The sequence below is a fragment of the [Phormidium] sp. LEGE 05292 genome (genome assembly GCF_015207735.1).
Taxonomy (GTDB): domain Bacteria; phylum Cyanobacteriota; class Cyanobacteriia; order Cyanobacteriales; family Aerosakkonemataceae; genus Floridanema.
On the sequence record NZ_JADEWG010000108.1, the window covers coordinates 1 to 22596 of the forward strand.

General features: G+C 39.0%; 24 protein-coding genes. 12 read left to right on the forward strand and 12 right to left on the reverse strand.

What is annotated here, in order from left to right; translation table 11 throughout:
- On the forward strand, window positions 1-234 hold a 234-nt coding region (locus IQ264_RS33145; protein ID WP_228061757.1), incomplete at its 5' end, for a hypothetical protein.
- A gap of 48 nt (window positions 235-282) precedes the next feature.
- On the opposite strand, the gene rpmB is transcribed toward IQ264_RS33145, so the two are convergent.
- Window positions 283-519, reverse strand: coding sequence for a 50S ribosomal protein L28 (gene rpmB, locus IQ264_RS23375; protein WP_193983375.1), 237 nt, complete (start codon window positions 517-519; stop codon window positions 283-285).
- A 473-nt stretch (window positions 520-992) separates the two neighbouring features.
- A complete protein-coding gene (gene htpG, locus IQ264_RS23380; protein ID WP_228061758.1) occupies window positions 993-2978 on the reverse strand; it encodes a molecular chaperone HtpG in 1986 nt (661 codons plus the stop codon).
- A gap of 290 nt (window positions 2979-3268) precedes the next feature.
- Between htpG and IQ264_RS23385 the strand changes: the two genes are divergently transcribed.
- The 5 genes from IQ264_RS23385 to IQ264_RS23405 are packed head-to-tail and all read left to right on the forward strand — an operon-like array spanning window position 3269 to window position 8146.
- A complete protein-coding gene (locus tag IQ264_RS23385) occupies window positions 3269-4153 on the forward strand; it encodes a glycosyltransferase family 2 protein (RefSeq protein WP_193983377.1) in 885 nt (294 codons plus the stop codon).
- Window positions 4153-5139: a glycosyltransferase gene (locus tag IQ264_RS23390; RefSeq protein ID WP_193983379.1), complete on the forward strand. Its 987-nt coding sequence runs from the start codon at window positions 4153-4155 to the stop codon at window positions 5137-5139. The genes IQ264_RS23385 and IQ264_RS23390 overlap by 1 nt, the downstream gene beginning before the upstream one ends.
- 3 nt (window positions 5140-5142) lie before the next feature.
- Entirely contained in the window at window positions 5143-6141 is a 999-nt protein-coding gene (locus tag IQ264_RS23395) for a glycosyltransferase (protein WP_193983381.1), read from the forward strand.
- A 23-nt stretch (window positions 6142-6164) separates the two neighbouring features.
- Window positions 6165-7151: a glycosyltransferase gene (locus tag IQ264_RS23400; protein WP_193983383.1), complete on the forward strand. Its 987-nt coding sequence runs from the start codon at window positions 6165-6167 to the stop codon at window positions 7149-7151.
- 20 nt (window positions 7152-7171) lie between these two features.
- Window positions 7172-8146 carry a glycosyltransferase gene (locus IQ264_RS23405; RefSeq protein ID WP_193983385.1) on the forward strand — a complete coding sequence of 325 codons (975 nt, stop codon included), beginning with the start codon at window positions 7172-7174 and terminating at the stop codon, window positions 8144-8146.
- Window positions 8147-8156: 10 nt separating this feature from the next.
- Here IQ264_RS23405 and hpsE (IQ264_RS23410) read toward each other — a convergent pair whose 3' ends face one another.
- The 4 genes from hpsE (IQ264_RS23410) to IQ264_RS23425 form a co-directional block, all read right to left on the reverse strand.
- Window positions 8157-9101 (reverse strand): hormogonium polysaccharide biosynthesis glycosyltransferase HpsE, encoded by a 945-nt coding sequence (hpsE, locus tag IQ264_RS23410; RefSeq protein WP_193983387.1) that lies wholly within the window; start codon window positions 9099-9101, stop codon window positions 8157-8159.
- Between the two features lie 4 nt (window positions 9102-9105).
- Entirely contained in the window at window positions 9106-10056 is a 951-nt protein-coding gene (gene hpsE / locus IQ264_RS23415) for a hormogonium polysaccharide biosynthesis glycosyltransferase HpsE (protein WP_193983389.1), read from the reverse strand.
- Between the two features lie 81 nt (window positions 10057-10137).
- The gene (gene clpB, locus IQ264_RS23420) at window positions 10138-12771 is read right to left on the reverse strand and encodes an ATP-dependent chaperone ClpB (protein WP_193983392.1); all 2634 of its coding nucleotides are present in this window, start codon (window positions 12769-12771) and stop codon (window positions 10138-10140) included.
- Window positions 12772-12914: 143 nt separating this feature from the next.
- On the reverse strand, window positions 12915-13181 hold the full coding sequence (locus tag IQ264_RS23425; protein WP_193983394.1) for a YciI family protein: 267 nt from the start codon (window positions 13179-13181) through the stop codon (window positions 12915-12917).
- A 37-nt stretch (window positions 13182-13218) separates the two neighbouring features.
- Between IQ264_RS23425 and IQ264_RS23430 the strand changes: the two genes are divergently transcribed.
- The 4 genes from IQ264_RS23430 to IQ264_RS23445 are packed head-to-tail and all read left to right on the forward strand — an operon-like array spanning window position 13219 to window position 14974.
- Complete coding sequence (locus tag IQ264_RS23430) at window positions 13219-13767, forward strand: 2'-5' RNA ligase family protein (protein WP_193983396.1); 549 nt, start codon at window positions 13219-13221, stop codon at window positions 13765-13767.
- Between the two features lie 53 nt (window positions 13768-13820).
- Window positions 13821-14303, forward strand: coding sequence for a DUF29 domain-containing protein (locus tag IQ264_RS23435; RefSeq protein ID WP_193983398.1), 483 nt, complete (start codon window positions 13821-13823; stop codon window positions 14301-14303).
- Between the two features lie 42 nt (window positions 14304-14345).
- Window positions 14346-14582: a type II toxin-antitoxin system Phd/YefM family antitoxin gene (locus IQ264_RS23440; RefSeq protein ID WP_193983401.1), complete on the forward strand. Its 237-nt coding sequence runs from the start codon at window positions 14346-14348 to the stop codon at window positions 14580-14582.
- Entirely contained in the window at window positions 14579-14974 is a 396-nt protein-coding gene (locus IQ264_RS23445; protein ID WP_193983403.1) for a type II toxin-antitoxin system VapC family toxin, read from the forward strand. The genes IQ264_RS23440 and IQ264_RS23445 overlap by 4 nt, the downstream gene beginning before the upstream one ends.
- A 156-nt stretch (window positions 14975-15130) precedes the next feature.
- Here the strand turns inward: IQ264_RS23445 and IQ264_RS23450 are convergent, their stop codons facing one another.
- Both IQ264_RS23450 and IQ264_RS23455 read right to left on the reverse strand, forming a co-directional pair.
- A complete protein-coding gene (locus IQ264_RS23450) occupies window positions 15131-15748 on the reverse strand; it encodes a Uma2 family endonuclease (RefSeq protein ID WP_193983405.1) in 618 nt (205 codons plus the stop codon).
- A gap of 84 nt (window positions 15749-15832) precedes the next feature.
- The gene (locus tag IQ264_RS23455) at window positions 15833-17104 is read right to left on the reverse strand and encodes a ribulose bisphosphate carboxylase small subunit (RefSeq protein WP_193983407.1); all 1272 of its coding nucleotides are present in this window, start codon (window positions 17102-17104) and stop codon (window positions 15833-15835) included.
- Window positions 17105-17342: 238 nt separating this feature from the next.
- On the opposite strand from IQ264_RS23455, the gene IQ264_RS23460 reads away from it, so the two are divergent.
- Entirely contained in the window at window positions 17343-17855 is a 513-nt protein-coding gene (locus tag IQ264_RS23460; RefSeq protein WP_193983409.1) for a GNAT family N-acetyltransferase, read from the forward strand.
- Window positions 17856-17867: 12 nt separating this feature from the next.
- On the opposite strand, the gene IQ264_RS23465 is transcribed toward IQ264_RS23460, so the two are convergent.
- The 4 genes from IQ264_RS23465 to IQ264_RS23480 form a co-directional block, all read right to left on the reverse strand.
- Window positions 17868-18536 (reverse strand): Uma2 family endonuclease, encoded by a 669-nt coding sequence (locus tag IQ264_RS23465; RefSeq protein ID WP_193983412.1) that lies wholly within the window; start codon window positions 18534-18536, stop codon window positions 17868-17870.
- 225 nt (window positions 18537-18761) lie between these two features.
- Window positions 18762-19097, reverse strand: coding sequence for a ribulose bisphosphate carboxylase small subunit (locus IQ264_RS23470; protein WP_193983414.1), 336 nt, complete (start codon window positions 19095-19097; stop codon window positions 18762-18764).
- A gap of 46 nt (window positions 19098-19143) precedes the next feature.
- Window positions 19144-19557, reverse strand: coding sequence for a RuBisCO chaperone RbcX (gene rcbX, locus IQ264_RS23475; RefSeq protein ID WP_193983416.1), 414 nt, complete (start codon window positions 19555-19557; stop codon window positions 19144-19146).
- Between the two features lie 143 nt (window positions 19558-19700).
- Complete coding sequence (locus tag IQ264_RS23480) at window positions 19701-21131, reverse strand: form I ribulose bisphosphate carboxylase large subunit (protein ID WP_193983418.1); 1431 nt, start codon at window positions 21129-21131, stop codon at window positions 19701-19703.
- Window positions 21132-21388: 257 nt separating this feature from the next.
- Between IQ264_RS23480 and IQ264_RS23485 the strand changes: the two genes are divergently transcribed.
- Window positions 21389-22561: a ligand-binding sensor domain-containing protein gene (locus IQ264_RS23485; RefSeq protein WP_228061759.1), complete on the forward strand. Its 1173-nt coding sequence runs from the start codon at window positions 21389-21391 to the stop codon at window positions 22559-22561.
- Window positions 22562-22596 lie beyond the last annotated feature (35 nt).

Genomic DNA, 22596 nt, shown 5'->3' on the forward strand with positions numbered 1-22596 from the left:
TCATCCGTGTATAAGAGACAGGGGGAGCAGGGGGTAGGTAACTTAAAACTTAGAAGTTTTTCCCTTGAATCTTTGTTGGTGAGTTTATGTAAATATTCTGTTGGTATTATTTTACCAATGGAAAAACCCGCCCTTACAATCTCAGAGCTTTCCAGAAAACTTTACCTTAAACAACAATTCCCCCGTAATTTCCCTGAATTTAGAGAGTGGGGGATTGTTGTAAATACCAAGTAAAACAAGATAACTGAGGCAAACCCACCTGGGGGATTGTCCAAAATCTAATTAAAACTTATTTAGGTCAATTCCTGCTTCTTTCGCCATTGCTGCTAAACCTTTTTTCTCCAAAGTCTTAATCGCTTTGGTAGAAATACGAAGTCTTACCCAACGCTTTCCTTCTTCCCACCAAATCCGCTTTGACTGTAAGTTCACTTCTTGTAACTTTTTGTTACGGCGGTGTGAGTGGGAAACGGCATAAGCATTGTTGGCTTTTTTGCCTGTCAGCTGACAAACTTTCGACATACAATTCTCCAGTGTTCTGTTTTTTTGGCTGCAATCTTCTATTCTGACACATTGCTGTAGGGTGCGTTAACGTAGTGTAATACCAAATCCGGTTTAAATACCCCCGCTATTCTTTAGTCCGCGTAGGCGGACTTTGTTTGTGTAGCAGCGATTTCAATCGCCCTTGATTTTGGCGATCGCATATCTAATATGGAATACCTAAATGTTTGCAACAAATGCTTGATCCCCCCTAACCCCCCTTATTAAGGGGGGAACAAGACTCCGTTTTAAGTCCCCCTTATTAAGGGGGATAATGGGGGATCGCCGATTTGTTGCTTTTTTCTATTTGATATAATTCGGTGCGTTACGGCTACCGCCTCACACACCCTACATCGGGGGATTTCAGGCTGTGATTACTAGGTTTTGATCCCCCCACCCCCCCTTAATAAGGGGGGCTAAGAAAGAGTCAGACTTGTAACTAGTAACTTGAGTTACTATTTGCTAGTTAAGCGGGTTAAGACTTGATTTGACCTTTCGACGAAGGCTTTCATTGCTTCTGCGTCAAAGGCTTTTTGGGACATCAATGCTAAGTCATAGACGTGATGACAAATCATGTCAGCTAACTCAGCACTGGGAGATTGCCCTTCTCCTTGGATGATGCTAGCTTGACTCAAATTAACGAGATTTTGGATTAGTGGGTGAGAGGTATTGACTACTAGGGTGTGTTCTTCGGGGAATTGTGCTATTTGTTGTTGCATTAGGGCGTTCATTTCCCGCAGTCGCCGCAAGAATTCGGGTAAGAGTACCATTGCTGGCGGCGTTCCTTGGGGAGTATCTGATTTTAAGGCTTCGGTACGGATAGTAACTTTGGGTTTATTGAGTGCTTTCTCGAAGATTTCCTTAATTAGTTCGCTGCGAGTTTTGTTAGTTGTGCTGTCTACGATTTCCGCTGCTTTGTTTTCATCAATCAGGGTTTTATCTAAATCAGCATCAACGCGAGAGAATTGCACATCTTTATACTCTCTTTCTAAGAAAGAGATAAAGTGAGAGTCAATAAATGAGTCCATAAATAGGACTTCTAACCCTTGGTTTTTGTGCAGTTCTACATAAGTTGCTTGGCTTGCTTCATCGCTACAGTAGAATACTCGGTTTTCATGACGGGTTTTGTTGCGTTCCAAGTATTCTTTTAAAGTAGTGTAGGTTCTACCTTGTTGGTCTTTTTGATTAGCAGTTGCACTGACTTCTTGCCAAGGGTCGCCTTCTTGTCCTTGGACTTCGACAGTAGGTGTATCAGCAGATTTGGTTGCTGCTTCTTCTCCTTGGAAAGTGGTGCGAAAGATAGTAATATCTTCGACTTGCTTTTTGAATTTCTCGTCGTTCATCGACCCGAATTTGACGAAGGTGCCAATATCTTGCCAACAGGTGATGTATTCGGAGCGATTTTCTTTGTAGAGTTCGTTTAAACGATCGCCAACTTTCTTGGCTACGAAGTCGGCGATTTTGCGGACAGTGCGATCGACTTGCAGCGCACTCCGAGAAACGTTCAAAGGAATATCTGGCGAGTCAATTACTCCTCGCATTGGTAACAAGAATTTCGGCATAATTTCTTCGCAGTGATCGCTGACGAAGACTTGGCTACAAAATAGTTTAATTTGACCTTTTGTAACGTCAACATCAGGTCGCATTTTCGGGAAGAAAAGAATGCCGTTTATTTGGAAAGGATAATCAGTATTTAGATGTACCCACAGCAAAGGGTCTTCTTGAAAAGGATAGAGATAGCGGTAAAATTCTAAGTAATCTTCTTGCTTTAAATCTCTGGGAGATTGTCGCCAAATTGCCTTTTGCTTGTTTAATACTTCTTCATCCAGTTTTATAGGTACTGGCATGAAGTCGCAATAGGTTTTTATTAATTGGCGAATGCGTGAAGGTTCTAGATATTCTAGTTCTTCTTCTTGCAGAGTGAGGGTAATGGTAGTACCCTGTTGAGTGCGGGATGAATCTTCTAAGGTAAAGTTTGGTGAACCATCGCAAGTCCAGCGAACGGCTTGAGCATCCTTTTGGTAAGAAAGGGTATCAATCTCCACTTTTTGGGCAACCATGAACGAGGAGTAAAAGCCTAAACCAAAGTGACCGATAATTGATTCACCGTTGCTTTGGTACTTTTGGATGAATTCTTCGGCGCTGGAAAAGGCGACTTGGTTAATATATTTCTTCACCTCGTCAGCAGTCATGCCGATGCCATTATCTGTAATGGAAAGGGTTTTGTTGTCTTTGTCAATGGTAATCTTGATTTCTGGTTCCGCAACTTCGCCAGAAAATTCCCCAGCACGGGAAACCATTTTGAGTTTCTGTATAGCATCTACAGCGTTGGAAATCAGTTCCCGTAAGAAAACTTCATGACCTGAGTATAGAGATTTCTTGATGATGGGAAAAATATTCTCGCTATGAATAGTAATCGTACCTTGTTCGAGCATGGTCATAAGTTCAATTCAGGTTGTTATACTTACTCCAGAATAGATTTTCCGCGATCGTTTGGTGCTTTGGTTTCAGGATTTACCCCCAAAATAAATTCGGATTTCCCTACTTACTTCACTTTAAACTATCTGTAAGCAAGATACTGGGAATGCAAACTGAATTTTAGAACTAATGGTCTGTGCAAATTTAGTAAAAATTCTCACCTGCAAATTTTTGTAAAAAAGCTGGTTAGATTGTAGGTTTTTACTTTTAAATGTAAAAGGGTGAACTTCGAGCATTAACTACAAGCATAAAAATGCCTTCCGAAAGTCCTGAAGTAACGGTGCTTATACCAGCTTACAATCGCAAGCACTTGCTGAGTAAAGCAATAGAAAGTGTCTTGAATCAAACCTATCAAGACTATGAATTGATTGTACTTGATGATGGTTCAACTGATGGCACAGCAGAATGGATGGCAGAAAATTATCCTAGTGTGAAGCTAGTGCGATCGGAAACTAATCTCGGTGCTGCGGAAATCCGAAATCAAGGCATCAAGCTTGCTAGAGGTAAATTTATCGCCTTTCTAGATTCTGACGATCGCTGGAAACCCAATTGTTTGGAACTCCAAATTAAAAATCTAAAAGAAAATCCTGATGCAGTTTTATCTTATTGCGATTATATAGAAATTCTTCCTGATGGCAGGGAGTACACTTACGATTATAAGTTTCCTAAAAACTATCCCACTATGCGTAACTTTTTGATGGATACAGTGATTCGGAGTATGTCGTTAGTAGTAGCATCAAAGGAAGCAATAGTGCAAGCTGGAGGGTTGAGTAAAAATTTAAAAATTAGTCACGATCGAGAATTATATTTACGGATGCTTTATTTTGGCAAAGTCATTAAAACACCTGAAAGATTAGTATTTTATGTGATGCACGGGGGTAACTTAATTACTAATTATAAACGTTGGGCGAAAGAAGTAATGATGGTACTAGATCTTTTTTTTGCAGATGAGCGCAGCGATCCATACAAATATCTAGAACCAGAAGCACGAAGTAATTGGAATCTAAAGTTAGCAAAACTGATTTGGCAATCAAAGAGAGATGTTCCGTTTTGTTTGACAATGCTTTTTTGGTCATTTTGGTTTGCTCCAATATATAGAATTAAACGTATTGGGAAACGGTTAATTGAAAAAAAATAATGCCACTAATTTCTGTAATAATTCCTGCTTATAATAATGAAAAAACAATTCGAGAGACGATCGAATCAGTTTTAAAGCAAACTTTTTATGATTTTGAATTAATTGTAATTAATGATGGTTCTTCAGATAGAACTTTAGAAATAGCTACTGATATAAAAGACCTGAGAATTAAAGTTTTTTCCTATATTAATGCTGGTGGTGCTGTAAGTCGTAACAGGGGTTTTTCTCACTCGGTTGGTGAGTTTATTGCTTTTTTAGATGCCGATGATTTGTGGACACCAGATAAGTTAGAAGCACAATTAAAAGCTTTACAAAAAAATCCTCATGCAGCAGTAGCTTACAGCTGGTTAGATGCTATTGATGAATCGGGTAAATTTTTAAGAAAAGGTAATCATATAACAGAAAAAGGTGATATTTTTGCCAAACTTTTTTTAATTCCTTTTGTAGAAAGTGGTTCCAATCCCTTAATTCGCAGACAAGCTTTTATTGATATTGGCGGTTTTGATGAATCACTTACCGCTAGTCAAGATTATGATTTATACTTACGTTTAGCTGCTCGTTATGAATTTATAGCCGTACCAATTCCTCAAATTTTATATCGGATTTCTTCTAACTCCATGTCCGCTAATGTTCGTAGACAAGAAGTCACAAGTTTATTTGTTAGAGAACGTGCTTTCCAAGAATCTCCAAAACCGCTACCTCCAGAATTAAAAAGGGACAGTATAACTAATTTTTATAAAGATACTATTTTTAAGTTGCTGAATATGCCTCCTCATAGAGAGAGAGGTTGGCAAGCAGCTAGACTGCTTTGTAATGCTCTAAAATACGAGCCAGAACTACTGCAAAGGCGAATAATTTGGAAAGTGTTATTAAGAATTGCTGCCATAACTATACTACCCTCTCAACAAGCGGAAATATTCCTCAATAAAATGAACAAATTAGCAGATATTAATACTTTATACATTTTCATGCGTCGGGAACCATAATATATGCCAATAATCTCTGTAGTTATCCCGGTTTACAATGGTGAAAAAACGATTAAAGAAACTATTGATTCAGTTTTAAATCAAAGTTTTAGTTATCTGGAATTAATTATTATTAATGACGGTTCTACAGATAAAACTTTAGAGATTGTTTCTGGTATTAAAGATGAGAGAGTAAAAGTATATTCCTATCGAAATACAGGTTTAGCAGCTAGTCGTAATCGAGGAATTTCTTTAGCAAAAGGGGAATATATTTCTTTTATTGATGCAGATGATTTGTGGACTCCTGACAAATTAGAATCGCAATTACAAGCTCTGCAAGAAAATCCTGAAGCAGCAGTAGCTTACAGTTGGACTAATTGCATAGATGAAACAGGTAAATTTTTGGGTAAGGGGAGTTACTTAAGTTTTAGTGGTGATGTTAGCGCAAAACTTTTATTAACTAATTTTATAGATAATGGCTCAAATGTTTTAATTCGTATTGATGCTTTAAAAAAGGTTGGAAATTTCGATGAATCTCGTAAATCGTGCGAAGACTGGGATATGTGGCTGCGGTTAGCGTCTGATTATAGTTTTGTTGCTGTGTCTAAGCCGCAAGTTTTATATCGAATGTCTGCCACTTCTATGTCTGTAAATTTTTTACGTATGGAAGCAGAGAGTATGGAAGTAATTGAAAGAGCTTGCGATCGCAATCCGATCGATTTTGCACCATTGAAACAGTTAAGCAAAGGAAATATTTATAAGTATCTACTGTTTCGATCGCTTAAGTCAACTTCTAAACAACGAAATGATTTAATCAGTATTAAATTTCTCAGTCAAGCCCTAAGATACGATCCTTCGTTACTGAAAACCAAAGTTATTTGGAAGGCTTTCTTAAAAATCATTACTACGTTTTTACTGCCAATTGAAATGTCTAAAACAATGGTAACTCGATTTAAAACATTATACAATGTAGATGCTTTACTAATATACATGAGAAAGGGAGTACCTTGGGAAAATAAATAATTAGTTAAGTGAGGTAAATTTATATGCCACTGATCTCTGTAGTGATTCCTGTATATAATGGCGAACAGACTATTCAAGAAACCGTAGAATCCATTCTAAATCAAACCTTCTCCGATTTAGAACTAATTGTGATTAATGATGGTTCAAAAGATGCAACTTTGGATATTGTTTCTAGGATTCAAGATGAGCGATTGAAAGTCTTTTCTTATCCTAATTCTGGAGTAGCAGAAAGCCGTAATCGAGGAATTTCCCAAGCAAGAGGAGAGTTTATTTCTTTTATAGATGCTGACGACCTTTGGACACCTGATAAGCTAGAAACTCAGTTAAAAGCACTACAAGAAAATCCTCAAGCTGCTGTAGCATACAGTTGGACTAAATGTATTGATGAATCAGGAGAAATGTCCCGTCGAGGTAGTCATATTAGTGACGCTGGAGATGTCTATGCAAAGCTTTTATTGATTGATTTTATCGAAAATGGTTCCAACCCTTTGATTCGGAGACAAGCTCTAAATGAAGTTGGTAATTTCGATCAATCCGTTGTCCCATCAGAAGATAGAGATATGTGGTTGCGATTAGCAGCACGTTATCATTTTGTTTGTGTACCCACAGCACAAATTTTATACCGACAATCGAGTAATTCCGCATCTGCTAATGTTGTAAAACAGGAGATAGCTAGCGTGAAAGTTATTGAAAAAGCTTTTAATCAAGTTCCTGAATCGCTGCAACATTTAAAAAGGCATTCCATTGGTAATATTTACAAAGGTCTTACTTTCAAAGCTCTGGAAGGAAAACCGCAGCCAAAGCTGGGTTTAATGGCAGCTAAATTACTCTGGAATTCTGTCAAATACGATCCTGCTTTATTAAGGACACGAGTACTTTGGAAAGCTTTGATAAAAATAGCTGTAATAGTTATTATGCCGCCGCAAATTTCACAGTATTTGATAAATAAATTCAAGGGTTTATTTAACACTACAACTATTCTTGGTTACTTGCAATTAGAATTGTTTTAAACTATGTTATGTAATTTAATATGCCGTTAATTTCTGTAATAATTCCTGTTTTTAATAGTAAAAAAACGATTCAAGAGACAATTGAATCTGTGTTAAATCAAACTTTTACTGATTTTGAGTTAATTGTCATTAATGATGGTTCCCAAGACACAACTTTAAATATTATTAATAACATCAAAGACTCTCGATTAAAGGTTTTTTCTTATCCTAACACTGGGGTATCTGCCAGTCGAAACCGAGGTATTTCCCAAGCTACTGGCGAATTTATTTCCTTTTTGGATTCTGATGATCTTTGGACAGCAAATAAGCTAGAAACTCAATTAAAAGCTTTGCAAGCAAATCCCCAAGCAGGCGTTGCTTATAGTTGGACTAATTATATTGATGAATCTGGCAAATTGTTATATCCGGGCAATAGATTCGCTTTAAATGGCAATGTTTATGAACAGATGCTGGTGCAAAATTTTATCGAAAGTGGTTCTAATGTTTTAATTCGTAGAGAAGCTTTAAATCAGGTAGGTGGCTTTGATGAATCACTATTTGGCCCTGAAGATTGGGATTTATTAATCCGTTTAGCCGCACAATATGATTTTGTAGTTGTACCAATTCCGCAAATTTTATATCGGATGTCGGCTAATTCAATTTCTTCTAGTATTTCTAGGCAAGAGAAAGCATCTTTAAAAGTTATTGAAAAAGCTTTTGCTCAGGCTCCAGAATCATTACAGCATTTAAAAAAATATAGTATTGCTAACCTTTATAAATACCTAACTTTCAGGGTTCTCGTTGGTTCTTTAGAAAGGCAGAAAGCATTAACAGCTGCTCGTTGCTTTTGGTACGCAGTGAAAAATAATCCTGCTTTGCTTTATCGGCATTCTAAATTAATGTTAATAGTTATGTTCAAAATAATGGTGGGAATTTTGTTGCCGACTCCGCAGTTACAAAGCTGGTTAACCAAGCTAAAAAAAGATAATTTTGAAGGTAATAAAACAGGATTATAAATTGGCTGTATTAACGCTCTTTAAATTTAAATGTATAAAATGGACTAATTAAACTACCTAAGAAAAACTCCAATTCACAAGCTGCAATGACATTAGTTTTAAGTTGTTGGCGATACTTAAGGTAATGTAGTGTAACTCTACGCAAGTTACCAAGTAAAGTTCTAACAATTACAAGAGGTTTTTGCCAATTTTTAGTATTAATTAAACGTAATTGACAAGTGGCTAACCCACAACCACGACACAAAGGAAGTAAGTAATTTCTTTCTAATCGCCAGTGGGGAATTTGATGATAAATGTGCATATCGGGGTTATACCAAATTTCCCAACCTGCCTTATAAATATACAATAATACTTCGTAATCATCCCCTGCTATCATCGCACCATTAATTCTTCCTTGGAGAACAGTGTGAAGGGGAACATTTTCAATCCATGCTTGTTTGCGAACAACTAACCCAGCACCAGGAGGAAGTCTTAAGTTTTCTGGTTCAAATAAATGGGGTTCTGAACCATGTTCTCGGATGGCAAGAAATGCTTGTATTCTGTGAAAATTTTCCGGGGGTTGTACTTCAAAATCTGCATGAATTTGACCACTGTATGCACCTGCTTTGGGATGTGTTTTTCCAAAGGAATAAGCAGCAGCAACCCAGTTAGGAGTTGGCAAGTTATCATCATCAATAAAGGCAACAAATGTGCTGTTAGCTTCACTGATTGCGCGTTGTCTTGCTGTTGCTAACCCTTGTTTAGGTTCAAAGCAATATTTTAGAATATAAGGAAATTTACCTTCCGTTTGATACTTTTTAACTACTTGTGCAGTGTTATCATTGCTATTATTATCTATGACAATAATTTCCCAGGAAAAGTGTTCTGTGTTTGTTTGTAAACCTAATTTTTCCAGCACATTAGGCAATCGCTTTGCACCATTATAAGTAGGTATTGCAACTGTGATATCAACCATTTTACTAACTACCAAAATACATTTTTTTATAAATAAAAAATGGACTAATTAAGCTGCTTACATACAATTGCATTTCACAAGCTGCTATTAAATCTGTATTAACTTTAGTACGGTATTTCAAAATATGTAAAATTATTTTACGCAGATCGTTAGCCATATAAGCAGGAATCACCAAGGGTTTTTGCCAAGGTTTAACACCGATCGTTCTTGTTACATGACGACTCAAACCGATGCCCTGAATTAAGGAAATTAAATAACTTCTTTCTAATCGCCAACTAGGAATTTTATGGTAAATTTCCATAGCTGGATTGTACCAAATTTCCCAGTTTGATTGTTGAATATGTGACAAAACTTCTAAATCTTCACTGGTGAGCATTTTACCATTAGTTCTACCTGTTAATATTAGTTGATTAGGGACGTTTTCTAACCAAGCTTGCTTGCGGACTACTAATCCTGCTGAGGGTGGTAATAACTTGCTGGAAGGGTAATATAAAATAGGATTTTCCCCTCGTTCTGTAATTGCTAAAAATGGGGCAATTTTTTGAAAGTTTTCCGGTGGTTCTACTTCATAAATTGGATGAATTTGACTGCCAAAAGCGCCTGCTTTCGGGTATTTTTTGCTGAAAGTGTATGCAGCAGTTAACCAGTTTTCTGCTGGCAAATTGTCATCATCAAGAAAACCAATTAACTCACTTTTCGCTTCTTTGATTGCTTTTTGACGGGCAAATCCTGCGCCTTGTCGCTGTTCTTGGCAATATCTTAGTGGGAAATTTTCTGACCAGTTTTGTTGATAATCTTCTACTACTTTTGCGGTATTATCTGTGCTGTTATTATCAATTACTAAAATTTCCCAATTCAAGCTTTCTGTGTAGATTTGCGATCGCAGTTTCTCCAGCACTTCTGGTAAACGATGTTCTCCATTATAGGTTGGGATAGCTACAGTAAAGTCTGGCATAAGTCGATCGCGCTCTCTACTATCTATACTATATAGAACAAATTAGGAAAAAAGGGTGCATTAATCGCACCCCATAATTTCTCAAGTTGTCATTACTTGAGGTTGTAGTACCAGAGTTTCTTTCTTACTAAATACAAGACTATTATCCTCACAATCAACTACAATCGTGTCACCAGCAACAAACTTATTTTCCAACAGTAATGTAGCTAAGGGGTTTTCCAATTGTCGCTGAATTGCCCGTTTTAAAGGACGTGCTCCATAAACAGGATCGAATCCCGCTTCTGCTAAATGATCTTGTGCCGTTGCTGTTAGTTCAATATTAATCTTTTGGTCAGCAAGTAAGTTGTGAATGCGTTTTAATTGAATACCAACAATTTGCCGTAATTCATTACGACTTAAGGTATGGAACAAGATAATATCATCTACCCGATTTAAGAATTCCGGGCGGAAATGTTTTCTTAATGCTTCCATTACTTGTTTTCGCATTTCTTCATAACGGGAATCATCGCCGCTAAAATCGAGAATGCGATCGCCCCCAATATTACTAGTCATCACAATTACAGTATTGCGAAAATCTACTGTTCTTCCCTGCGAATCAGTAATCCTTCCATCATCTAAAACTTGCAACAAAATATTGAAAACATCGGGGTGCGCTTTTTCCACTTCATCTAATAACACCACCGAATAAGGTCGTCTCCGAACTACTTCCGAAAGTTGTCCGCCTTCTTCATATCCCACATACCCAGGAGGCGCACCAATTAACCGAGAAACGGCGTGTTTTTCCATATACTCGGACATATCAATTCTTACTAAAGCGTCTTCTGCATCAAACAGAAATTGCGCTAAAGCACGGGCTAATTCGGTTTTTCCTACACCTGTTGGGCCCATGAATAAAAAGGAACCAATTGGTCTTCCTGGGTCTTTCATTCCCGCCCTGGCGCGACGAATTGCGGCTGCAACTGATGATACTGCTTCTTGTTGTCCGATGACTTTTTGATGTAATTGTGCTTCTAATTGCAGTAATTTTTGCCGTTCCGATTCCAATAATCTACTAATCGGAATTCCCGTCCATTTTCCGACTATTTCGGCAATATCTGATTCGGTAACTTGTTCTCTTAAAAGAGTAGAACCTTCAGCTTGCACTTGCAAAAGTTCGGTTTCTTTTGCTTCCCTTTCTCGTTGCAAACCTTCCAATTTTCCGTATTTTAACTGTGCTGCTTTGTTCAAATCATAAGCCCTTTCTGCTTGTTCGATTTGCACTCGCAGGTGTTCTTCTTCCTCTTTCATGGCGTTAATTGCTTCTAACAGTTGTTTTTCTCCTTGCCATTGGGAAGAAAGGGTTTCTTGTTCGGTTTTTAACTCCAAAATTTCATCTTCGATTCGCTGCAATCTTTCTTGAGAAACTTTACTTTCTTCTCCTTCTAAGGAAAGTTTTTCCATTTCCAATTGCATGACACGGCGATCGATTCCTTCCAACTCTTCCGGTTTAGAAGTGATTTCCATTTTCAATTTAGCAGCTGCTTCGTCTACTAGATCGATCGCTTTATCCGGCAAAAATCTATCCGTAATATAACGCTGAGAAAGCGTCGCCGCCGCTACTAACGCCGAGTCAGTAATTTTAACTCCGTGATGCACTTCGTAACGTTCTTTCAACCCGCGCAAAATCGAAATAGTATCTTCTACGGTTGGTTGGTTAACATAAACTTGCTGAAATCTCCGTTCTAAAGCTGCATCTTTTTCGATGTATTTGCGATACTCATCCAAAGTAGTCGCACCAATACAACGCAACTCTCCCCTTGCTAACATTGGTTTTAGCAAATTCCCCGCATCCATCGATCCTTGACTATTTGCACCCGCCCCAACAACGGTGTGTAATTCATCAATAAACAGGACTATTTGCCCTTCAGAATTAGTAACTTCTTTCAATACCGCCCGCAGTCTATCTTCAAATTCTCCACGATATTTTGCCCCCGCCACTAAACTACCCATATCTAAAGAAATTAAGCGGCGATTTTTCAAAGATTCAGGAACATCACCATTAACAATTCTTTGCGCTAAACCTTCTGCAATTGCGGTTTTTCCTACCCCAGGTTCTCCAATTAAAACCGGGTTATTTTTCGACCTTCTAGATAATACTTGAACCACGCGCCGAATTTCATCATCTCGCCCAATCACCGGATCGAGTTTGCCTGATTTTGCTTGTTCGGTTAAATCTCGTCCATACTTTTCTAAAGCTTCATAACGATTTTCGGGATTTTGATCTGTTACCTTTTGATTTCCCCGAATTGTTTTAACTGTTGCTTCTAACTTTTTCCCATCTACATCATAAGCTTTCATTAATCTGCGACCAACTCTTTCGTCTTCAGTAAAAGCTAAGAGTAAATGTTCCACAGAAATATAAGTATCTTGCCAATTTTCTCTAGCTGATTCTGCGCGATCGAGCATAACATCTAAGCTTTTGCCTAGATATAATTGATCGACTCTGGGTAGTTTTGGTTGAACTTTTGTATAAGATTCTAACTGTTGAAACAGACGGGTAGGTTCAACTCCTGAACGGTTGAGAATGCGCTGAGTTAGTCCTTCTTGTTCCAAAAGTGCGATCGCTAAATGTTCTACCTCTAGGTATTGATTTTGAAAGCGTCGCGCCACTTCTTGAGATTTGACGATCGCTTCCCAAGCTTTATCGGTAAATTTAGTAGCATCAGTAGGTTGCACAGTAGCTCCTCTTATTAATAGAATTTTTCGTTATCACCCGCAAATACATCTTAATGAAAACTGGCGGTATTGTACCTAAATTTTCCTTTATTCCCATTCCGTAGGACAGGCATCTTGCCTGTCATCTTGCCTGTCATATCCCTTCACTCTACTACAACACACCATTGATGAAGTTTGTATTTAACACAACCATTTCGCACCAAAGGATCTTGCTCAACTATTGCTTTTGCCTCATCCATTGAACCTGCTTGGAACAGTAACATTCCGCCGCCGCGTTCTCCCCAATAACCTGTTTTCGCTTGGTGTCCTTTAGCGATTAAATCTCGGACAAAAGCTTTGTGTGCGGGTATATATTGGTCAAAGGTAACTCGATCGACAATTCCTTCTTCTATTTTGACAAACCAAGGCATATTAATGTTATGAGACCTAAGAGTTGGTTTTTAACTAATGGTAAATTCTAGAACTTTATTTTTTATTGCTTTACTACCGCCTGTAAGTATTCAGGAGGAAGTTAATCAAATTAAGCAGTACTTTAGCGATCGCTACGCCAGCAGTCATGCTCAAAAATCTCCCCCTCATATTACCTTACAACCGCCCTTTGAGTGGAATCGAGAGTCTGTAGAAGTTTTAGAAGAGTTTTTGGATCGGTTTGCGATCGATCGAGGGCCAATACCCATTACTTTATCGGGATTTGCCGCCTTTCCACCCAGAGTCATCTTTGTTAACGTTTTAAAAACGCCCGAACTCTTGAATTTACAAGCAGACTTAGCTAATTACTTAAAGACAACCTTGGGTATTGTAGACGAAAGATCTCAGGGAAGACCCTTTGCGCCACACATGACTGTCGCATTCAAAGACTTAACTAGACAAAATTTTAAAGCCGCTTGGCCTGAATTTCAAGATAAACCTTTTCAAGCAGAATTTATTGTTAATCAGTTAACTTTGTTAATTCATAGTAATGGGAGGTGGAATATTTTCAAAGAGTTTTCCTTCTAAACAAATGATTTATTGCTAGACTTCTGTAGAGAATAGAAAGAGAGTCAAATAAAATGACAATTAATCAATCAATGACAATTGCAATAAAATCACTTTACGAACAAGATTTGTGTCTGTGGTTACAAACAAATGTAAACTTCTTAAAAGAGGGAAAATTTGCCGAATTAGATTTAGAAAATCTCCTTGAAGAACTGGAAAGTATGGTAAGAAGTGAGAAAAATGCTTTAAAGAGTAATTTAAGGATACTTCTTATGCACTTACTCAAATATAAATATCAACAAGAAAAACGAACAAATAGTTGGTTGTATACTATTCGAGAACATCGGAAACGCATTCGGGATGCCTTCAAGAGCAGTCCCAGTTTATATCGTTTTTTTGAAGAGATTTTTAATGAATCTTATCAAGATGCTAGGGAACTAGCCGCAGATGAAACAGGTTTATCTATTAAGATATTTCCCCCAGAGTCTCCCTTTACTGTAGAAGAAGTTCTTAATCATGATTTTTTACCAGATGATAATCCCGAAAATATTGAATAATGGAATGAGGTGTCCTTCTCTGCGATGAAAGCTAATTGAATTATGAAATATCTAAACATACAGGAAACCGATATAACACTAACAGCAATTGTTGATGAAATTGCTGCTAACCAGTCTGAAGTTGTTATTACCCGTAATGGTTTGCCAGTAGCTCGTATTGTTCCTTATTCAGTTTCTGCTTCGCATACAAAAAATTATCCTTTGCGGGGAATGCCTATTACAATTTCTGGGGATTTTGATGAACCAATGGCTGAACTTTGGGATGCTTTAGGAGAATGATTTTACTCGATACTCATGTTTGGTTATGGCTACTTCACGATCCTAGTCAGTTGTCTGACTCCGCACGAATTACAGTTGATACTGAAGAACCCCAAAATGGCTTGCTAGTATCAGCGATTTCTGTTTGGGAAATAGCGGGAAAATCTAGCATTGGTAAATTGATATTACCTTTGCCGATTGATGAATGGTACAACTTAGCATCAACAAATTCTGGTATTGTAATTGAACCATTATCTCCACTTGATGCGATTGCTAGTACATCTTTACTTGGAACATTCCATAAAGACCCAGCCGACAGAATTTTAGTGGCGATCGCCAGAAGATACAACATTCCATTAATAACTTGTGACACCAAGATTTTGAATTATCCCCATGTACAGACAATCTGGTAGTGAGCGAGAAACATAGTTTTTGCAAGGCTATTTGGATTAGGAATTGAGCGATCGCACTTTACCTTTTTTCACCCAAAGAGCGATCGCCCTTTGCTATCCATTCAGAAAAGCTATAATAGTAAAAGCCATAAATATTAAAATTAACAATTAACCTAACTATAATCCAAATCGAAAAACTTGTTCAGCAGTTAAATTAAAGTTAGGAAATCCAAGTGATTGAATCGGATTATTTCCCTGAAATTGACTAACTTGATACTCGCCATCAACCAGTTGATAAACTGAGAAAGTCGGCTGTTTGGGATTACCAATAAATCGCCTACCACCTAACCCCAAATAATCAACAATCCAATATTCAACAATTCCCATTTCCTCATAATCTCCAGCTTTGGTGAAATAGTCATCGCGCCAATTAGTACTGACTATTTCTACAATCAAACGTACTGACGAACCCATTGTAATAATAGATTCTTTTGACCAACGTGATTCATTAGCTACAGCTTGTCGATCTAAAACAATAATATCTGGTTCGTAACCAGACTCGTCACGAAAAGGTTTAACTACGCATTCTTTCGGTACGAAGCAGTTCAAACCTTGATTTTCAATTGCAACATTTAGTTTGTACGAGAGAAAACCCCCAAGTTCTGAGTGTTCGCCTGTTGGTTTTGGCATTTCAACAATTACTCCGTTGTGTAATTCATAGCGATGTTCTGACTTCTCTGGATACCAGGCGATGAATTCGTCAAATGTAACTTTTTTTGGGATAGATTGTGTCATAATCAAACCTTTTTTTGATGAATTATTAAAGTGCGATCGCTCCTAAATTATTTCACAATAAAGGAAGCAATCGCTAACATTAACTTACTTATTCGGGCGATGAATAATTTTTTCTACCATGCGTTTTTTACCTTTTGGCTCAATACCAACTAAACGCACGTATTCGCCATTATGTTCAGCTAAACATGATTCTACAGCTGCGATCGCCTCCGACTCCCCAACAATTCCCGAAGCACAACTTTGCCAAGAATTGATCCGAAACCGTCGTTCATCTACAAATTCCATTCCCAAACGATAACCTTGTGCCAAAATTTGTCGCACCTGTTCAACAGTTTCCGAATCCAATTTATTGTTATAAACTTGACCGTTACCATTGCCATAATTACTCTTGACAACTTCAGGTTTCGCAGCTTTCACTTCTTCTTTAATAACTTGCGGACTAACCGTTACCTTTGGCACATCATGATTACTAAAACGCCGCAAAACATTATACTCTTGCACCAATCTTAAATCCTGAATTCGCTGCTGTTCTTGCGCCATTAAATTACCAAATTCAATCAGCCTAGATAAACTAAAATTAGGTTTTTTGAAAACAGGTGGGCCTTCTACACTATTTACCACGCGAGAAGAAACTTTATCAAAACCGACTTCATGAATGAATTGGCGAATTTGTTCATCGTAAATTCTCGCCCTCAAAGCACTAAAAAAGTCAATTGATTGATTGAGGAAAGTATCAACGAATTGTTCTATTTCCCTTGGTGAAAGTCCATCTTCCGAGAATATACCGCCGACAATACCAATCTTATCTTCCCGATTTGGTTCCCAGTAAAACTTCTCCATCCGACCATCTCTAATTAATGGCGCATAGAGGGTAGAAAAGTCATTTCCAGTAACAATAATTGGCACTCGATTTAAAGGAGTGGAATCATAACTTCCAGGAAGTTGGACGTTAGTTGGATTATCAGCAATATTCATCAGTGTAGCGTTGACTAACTGAGTATTTACTGTATATTGAGTGCCTTCATCAAATCTACCTGCGCCAGCATCTAAATCATTAATCATTAAGGCAACCATTTTGCCTCTTACTTTAATTAATTCCGCTGCTTCCCGATAACGTAAGCGCAATAAACGTGCTGGATCTCCGGCATCTGGGCTTTCTAATTCGCCGCCGGAAATGTGAATTGCTTCGATGCCCATGCGCTCAAAAACTAATTCACATTGAAAGGATTTTCCTTCTCCTTTACGTCCATGAATTCCTAAAATTAGTGGAACTCGAACGCCTGGAAGATTGAGAAAGTTTTTGGTGATATGAACTGCTAATTTGTCAAGAAACTTGGGAGAGATATAATAAGCCATTGGTCTGTTTTTTGTGTTTGCGTTCGCGTAGCGTGCCATAGGCATATCGCACTTTTGCCCTTTGTTAAAATTTTATAACAAATCAACTGATTAGGGATATTTAAGAATAGAAATTTTGAATTGCTCCCGACGCAGAGAACTCAGAGGAAGAGAGAGAGAAGAGTGAGGAAAACAGAGATTTATTGATGAGTATGATTGAGAGATAATCGAATTGGGAATTTAAAAATTTGATTTTTTTATGGGCATTAAACCACTATCTCACGAAACACTTGAGCAAGCAATTTCTTTGGTAGATCGTATTTTTCCATACCAGAAAGATGCGATGTACGAGAATGCTAGAATTGTTTTTTCCGCCAGCCTCGAAAAAAATAATTCATCTTATAAACCGCTTCTTGAGCAAATGCAAATAACAGAAGCAAACTACTGGGTTGCTATTGATGAAAATTCAAGTAAAGTAGTAGGAATTACTGGATTATATGGCTACGCTGAAGATGAATCCGAAGCATATTGGTTGGGCTATACTTGTGTAGATCCAGATTTTCGTGGTCAAGGAATCGGGGCGAAATTAGTTGATTTTGTCATTGAAAAAGCGCGATCGGCTGGCAAAAAATTTCTCCGCTTATACACATCAAATTTTCAAAACCAAGCGATTGCTCAAATTCTTTACGAAAAACGCGGTTTGCAGATTATTGGGGAAGAACAGATGCCGGGAAGTGAATTTAAAAAGATCTACCGTGAACTGAAGTTATAGCACTTTTATTGATTAGCGATTCCTCAACTGTTCAATAAAAGCTTGATGTTCTGGCGTTGCCAAACCTAATTGTAACGCTGACTGAACTGCAACTAAGTTACCCGCTAATAAAGCAGGAACTGCTAACCATAAACCAGGGAAAACTTCACTTTTAATAATTCCAGTTTCATCTGCTTGTAAAGGAATATATTCTCCTTCTCTTAGGCGAAACCAATCAATTCTTTGCTCATAAACTTGCCAAATTAAATATTCTTGGACTTGGTTACGACGATAGACTCTTAATTTTTCTCGTAAGTCGTAAGAAGCACTACTTGCAGCTATTTCAGCAATAAATTCTGGCGCACCTTCTACATAACTATCTTCGCTAATAGTTGATTGTCCGCCCTCTTCAATTCGTAAGAGTGCATCTGGTTGAGGTTCGTTATCTGGATCGAGGCGCACTGTGGTGTCAATTAACAAATCAACTCCAGACGTAGCCATCCAGTAAGGAGATAACCATGACATAATGCTAGCGTGAGGTCTACCGTGAATAACTCTAACTGGCGATCCCATGTATACAATTCCTTCGATTAGTTCGGCTTTTTTTAGGTGAGGCATTGCTTCGTAGCGGCGTTCAAATTCTGCGCGAGTTAGGCGATCGCCATTTTCCAAAGGCAAAATTTTCGGTACAATTCCTCTCATAGTTCGACCTCTTTTATTTGCTTTCATTAATGGTTACTATATTAACCAATAAAAAATCGGGGCAATTTAAAAATTACCCCTACTTAAAACTTGTAATTATTCAATTACGCAATTGCAGAAATTAGCACAGCAGAAATAAATATAGAGTTAAAAACAAGAGGAAAAGCTGACTGTATCACCTTCTTTCCTTCTGCCTTCTGCCTTGGAGCCTTCTGCCCTCTCAAATTAGTATCTGCTGCTGGTTGGTTTGTGAACGATGAAGCTGAGAACTTGGCACTGCTTCACGTTATCAAAACCCATCACGCGGATGTAGCAGTTGGAATACTCAGAGCGGCAAGCTTTGATTTCGTTCAAAATTTCATTGGTACTGGTAGCGTTGAACAAAGGTAGCTTCCACATTGTCCAATAGTGCTGTTCAGGAGCAGAGCTTTCGCTGAATTCTACACCAGGAATGAAGCCGTTATCCAAAATGTATTGGAGTTGGCGGGTAATTTGAGCATCAGAGAGAGGTGGCAAGTAGGAAAGAGTTTCGTAACGACGCTCTTTAGGTAAAGTTTGCATGGCTGTGTAAAAATCCTTAATTTACGAATGTCTGGAAAACTGTTAATTAGCGATCGGAATTATCTAAATTTGGCTCAGAAGAATCCCTTTCCTGTTCTGGATAAGTACTGGAGTCAGAAATGCTTAGTTGCGTGATTCGCTCTAAATGCCCACGCCGATGTTCCATATTGGCTTGCTCAATATTACTGCGAACCATCTCTGGTAAAAAGTCTGCTATTTCCTCTGCCAAATGCTGTCGCAAGGTCATTAACCGTAAAGCTAAGTCCTGTTTCTCGTGCAACAATACTTCCAGAAACGCCTCTCCATCTTGAACGCTGTTTCTAGTGGCAAAGTCATTCAACCAATACGCTAGAGGAGGATTCGTTTCACTGAGCTGAGCCATTACAGTTCTCAGTGCTTGGTAAGTTAGGTAACTACTCAGCACCTTAGCTGTGTCTTTCGCAACTTTTTTTAAGTCCATGTCGTGACTCCAGCCTGATAAATTTTAGACTTTAGATTTTAGATTCTAGATTTTAGACTAGGTATTCCTGCTGAGCAACAAAAAATGTTGTCAGATCTAAATATCCCAAAAACCGCCAATCTAAAATCCAAAATCCAAAATTATTACAGGGTGTCTACGGCTTGGAACTCGAACTTGATTTCTTTCCACAGTTCACAAGCAACAGCCAATTCGGGAGACCACTTGCAAGCTTCGCGGATCACGTCGCCGCCTTCACGCATCAGGTTACGACCTTCGTTACGAGCTTGAACGCAGGCTTCCAATGCTACACGGTTAGCGGTTGCACCAGGAGCATTACCCCAGGGGTGTCCCAGAGTACCACCACCGAATTGTAAGCAAGAATCATCACCGAAGATTTCTACCAACGCTGGCATGTGCCATACGTGGATACCACCAGAAGCAACTGGCATTACACCAGGCATGGAAGCCCAATCTTGGGTGAAGAAAATACCACGAGAGCGGTCTTCTTCAACGTAGTTTTCCCGCATCAAATCAACGAAGCCCATTGTGATGCCTTTTTCGCCTTCCAGCTTACCTACAACGGTACCGGAGTGTAGGTGGTCACCACCAGACATCCGTAAGCACTTGGCTAATACGCGGAAGTGAATTCCGTGAATCCGTTGACGATCGATTACCGCGTGCATAGCGCGGTGAATGTGTAGTAGAACACCGTTGCGACGGCACCATTTTGCTAAGGTGGTGTTAGCGGTGAAACCACCAGTCAGGTAGTCGTGCATGATGATCGGGGTGCCGATTTCTTTGGCGAATTCTGCCCGTTCCATCATTTCTTCGCAGGTGGGGGCGGTAACGTTCAGGTAGTGACCTTTGATTTCGCCTGTTTCTGCTTGTGCTTTTTCGATCGCTTCTTGAACGAACAAGAATCGATCGCGCCAGCGCATGAATGGCTGAGAGTTAATGTTTTCGTCGTCTTTGGTGAAGTCCAACCCACCACGCAGACATTCGTAAACCGCACGTCCGTAGTTCTTCGCAGACAAACCAAGTTTGGGTTTGATCGTGCAACCTAACAAAGGACGACCATACTTGTTCAACTTGTCACGCTCAACCACAATACCGTGTGGAGGGCCTTGGAAGGTCTTCAGGTAAGCGACTGGAATCCGCATATCTTCCAAGCGCAGTGCCTTTAAAGCTTTGAAACCAAATACGTTACCTACAATCGAGGTAAGCATATTGGTAACAGAACCTTCTTCAAACAGATCTAGAGGATAGGCAACAAAGCAGAAATATTGATTATCTTCACCAGGAACTGGTTCGACATCATAACAACGACCTTTGTAGCGGTCTAGGTCTGTCAACAAGTCAGTCCATACTGTTGTCCATGTACCAGTAGAAGACTCAGCAGCCACAGCCGCACCTGCTTCTTCTGGAGGAACTCCGGGCTGAGGCGTAACACGGAAGCAAGCCAAAATATCTGTATCTTTTGGTGTGTAATCTGGAGTGTAATAAGTAAGCTTGTAATCTTTTACCCCTGCTTGATACCCAGATTTGCTCTGAGTCTTAGTTTGAGCGTAAGACATAATCTACTGTTCCTGGGAATGACTTGAATTTTTATCTGCCTTTTTGGCTGTCGTTTAAAACTATATCAACAAATGTATTCTTTCAACTTCAAATTTTTTTTAGATTTTCATAACCTTAAGTTATATTTTAATTCTGACTATAAATTTTTGTTGCAATTTTGATGCAAAAAGTAACATTTTATGTTTAGTTGATTGCCTGTCGATCGCACTTTTTCCCAGACTAAAGTAGAAAGCGACGTAAAACATTGGGTGAGGAAATGATGTTTAAGAAGGCAAAAGGCAGAAGGCAGAAGGCAGAAGGCAGAAGGCAGAAGGCAGAAGGCAAAAAACAAAAATTTCCCTTGTCCCCTTGTCCCCTTGTCCCCTTGTCCCCTTGTCCCTCTGCCTTTCTCGGTAAAGGGTTTAGCTTAAGCTTGCTGGGGTTAGGAGTAATTCTGGCTCAAAGCAGCTTTGGTGTCTTTGCTCAATCTGTTTCTCTCGATCGATCGGTTCCATATTATATAGATGGCGCACCACCACCGGGAGTAGAACCTTTGCCAGTACAACCTTTACCTGCTACACAAACGGAATATCGGGTGGGGGCGCTGCAACCAGATTACACTGGTAGTCTTTGGGTAGGTTCTTGGCGAGGTTTAGCCAGAATCGATCCTAATACAGGGCGAATTTTAGCTAGAGTTGCTTTACCTGATTATGCGATCGCTGCTTTAGCTGAAGATAAAGTCGGTAGAATTTGGGTAGGAACTTATCAGGGTTTACAAAGAGTAGACCCCCGCACTAACGAAATTACCGCGCAAAACTATATCATTCCTTCTAAACGAGTTTTATCCCTGTTAATTGACAAAAGGGGCTATTTATGGGTTGGAGGCGATCGCGGTTTAGCATTAATTAGTCCTGACCAAGGATTATTAATGACAACTCTGCAAAAATTACGCGGTGTTAGTGCTAACGCCCTCAGTCTCGATCCTGAAGGTCAATTATGGGTAGGAACACTAGACGGTTTAGTTAGAGTTGATACTGCTAGTGCATTTCCCATTGGTGAAGTTACCAATCTTCCCGGTACTACCGTACAAGCTTTAGCTTTAGATACTAGAGGCAGTCTTTGGGTGGGAACACCAAGCAGTTTAATTGAACTCGATCCACTTACCGGAAACGTGATTCGTATTGTTCCAGAGTTTACTAATCGCAATGTTACAGCCTTAGCAGTTGACAAATTGGGTAGTCTCTGGATCGGTACAGATAATGGTGTATTTCGCTACGACCCTTACCGAGCTAGATTGGTTGGTCAAGTTACAGGTTTACCAGCTGCTAGAGTCCTTTCTCTCTCACCAGACACGGGCAATAAACTTTGGGTAGGCACAAGTGAAGGTTTATCTTGGGTAAAAGTAGATACAGGTTCCGCTACCGCCCATCGTGGTTTTAGTCGCCAGTAGGAGATGGGGAGATGGGGAGATGGGGAGATGGGGAG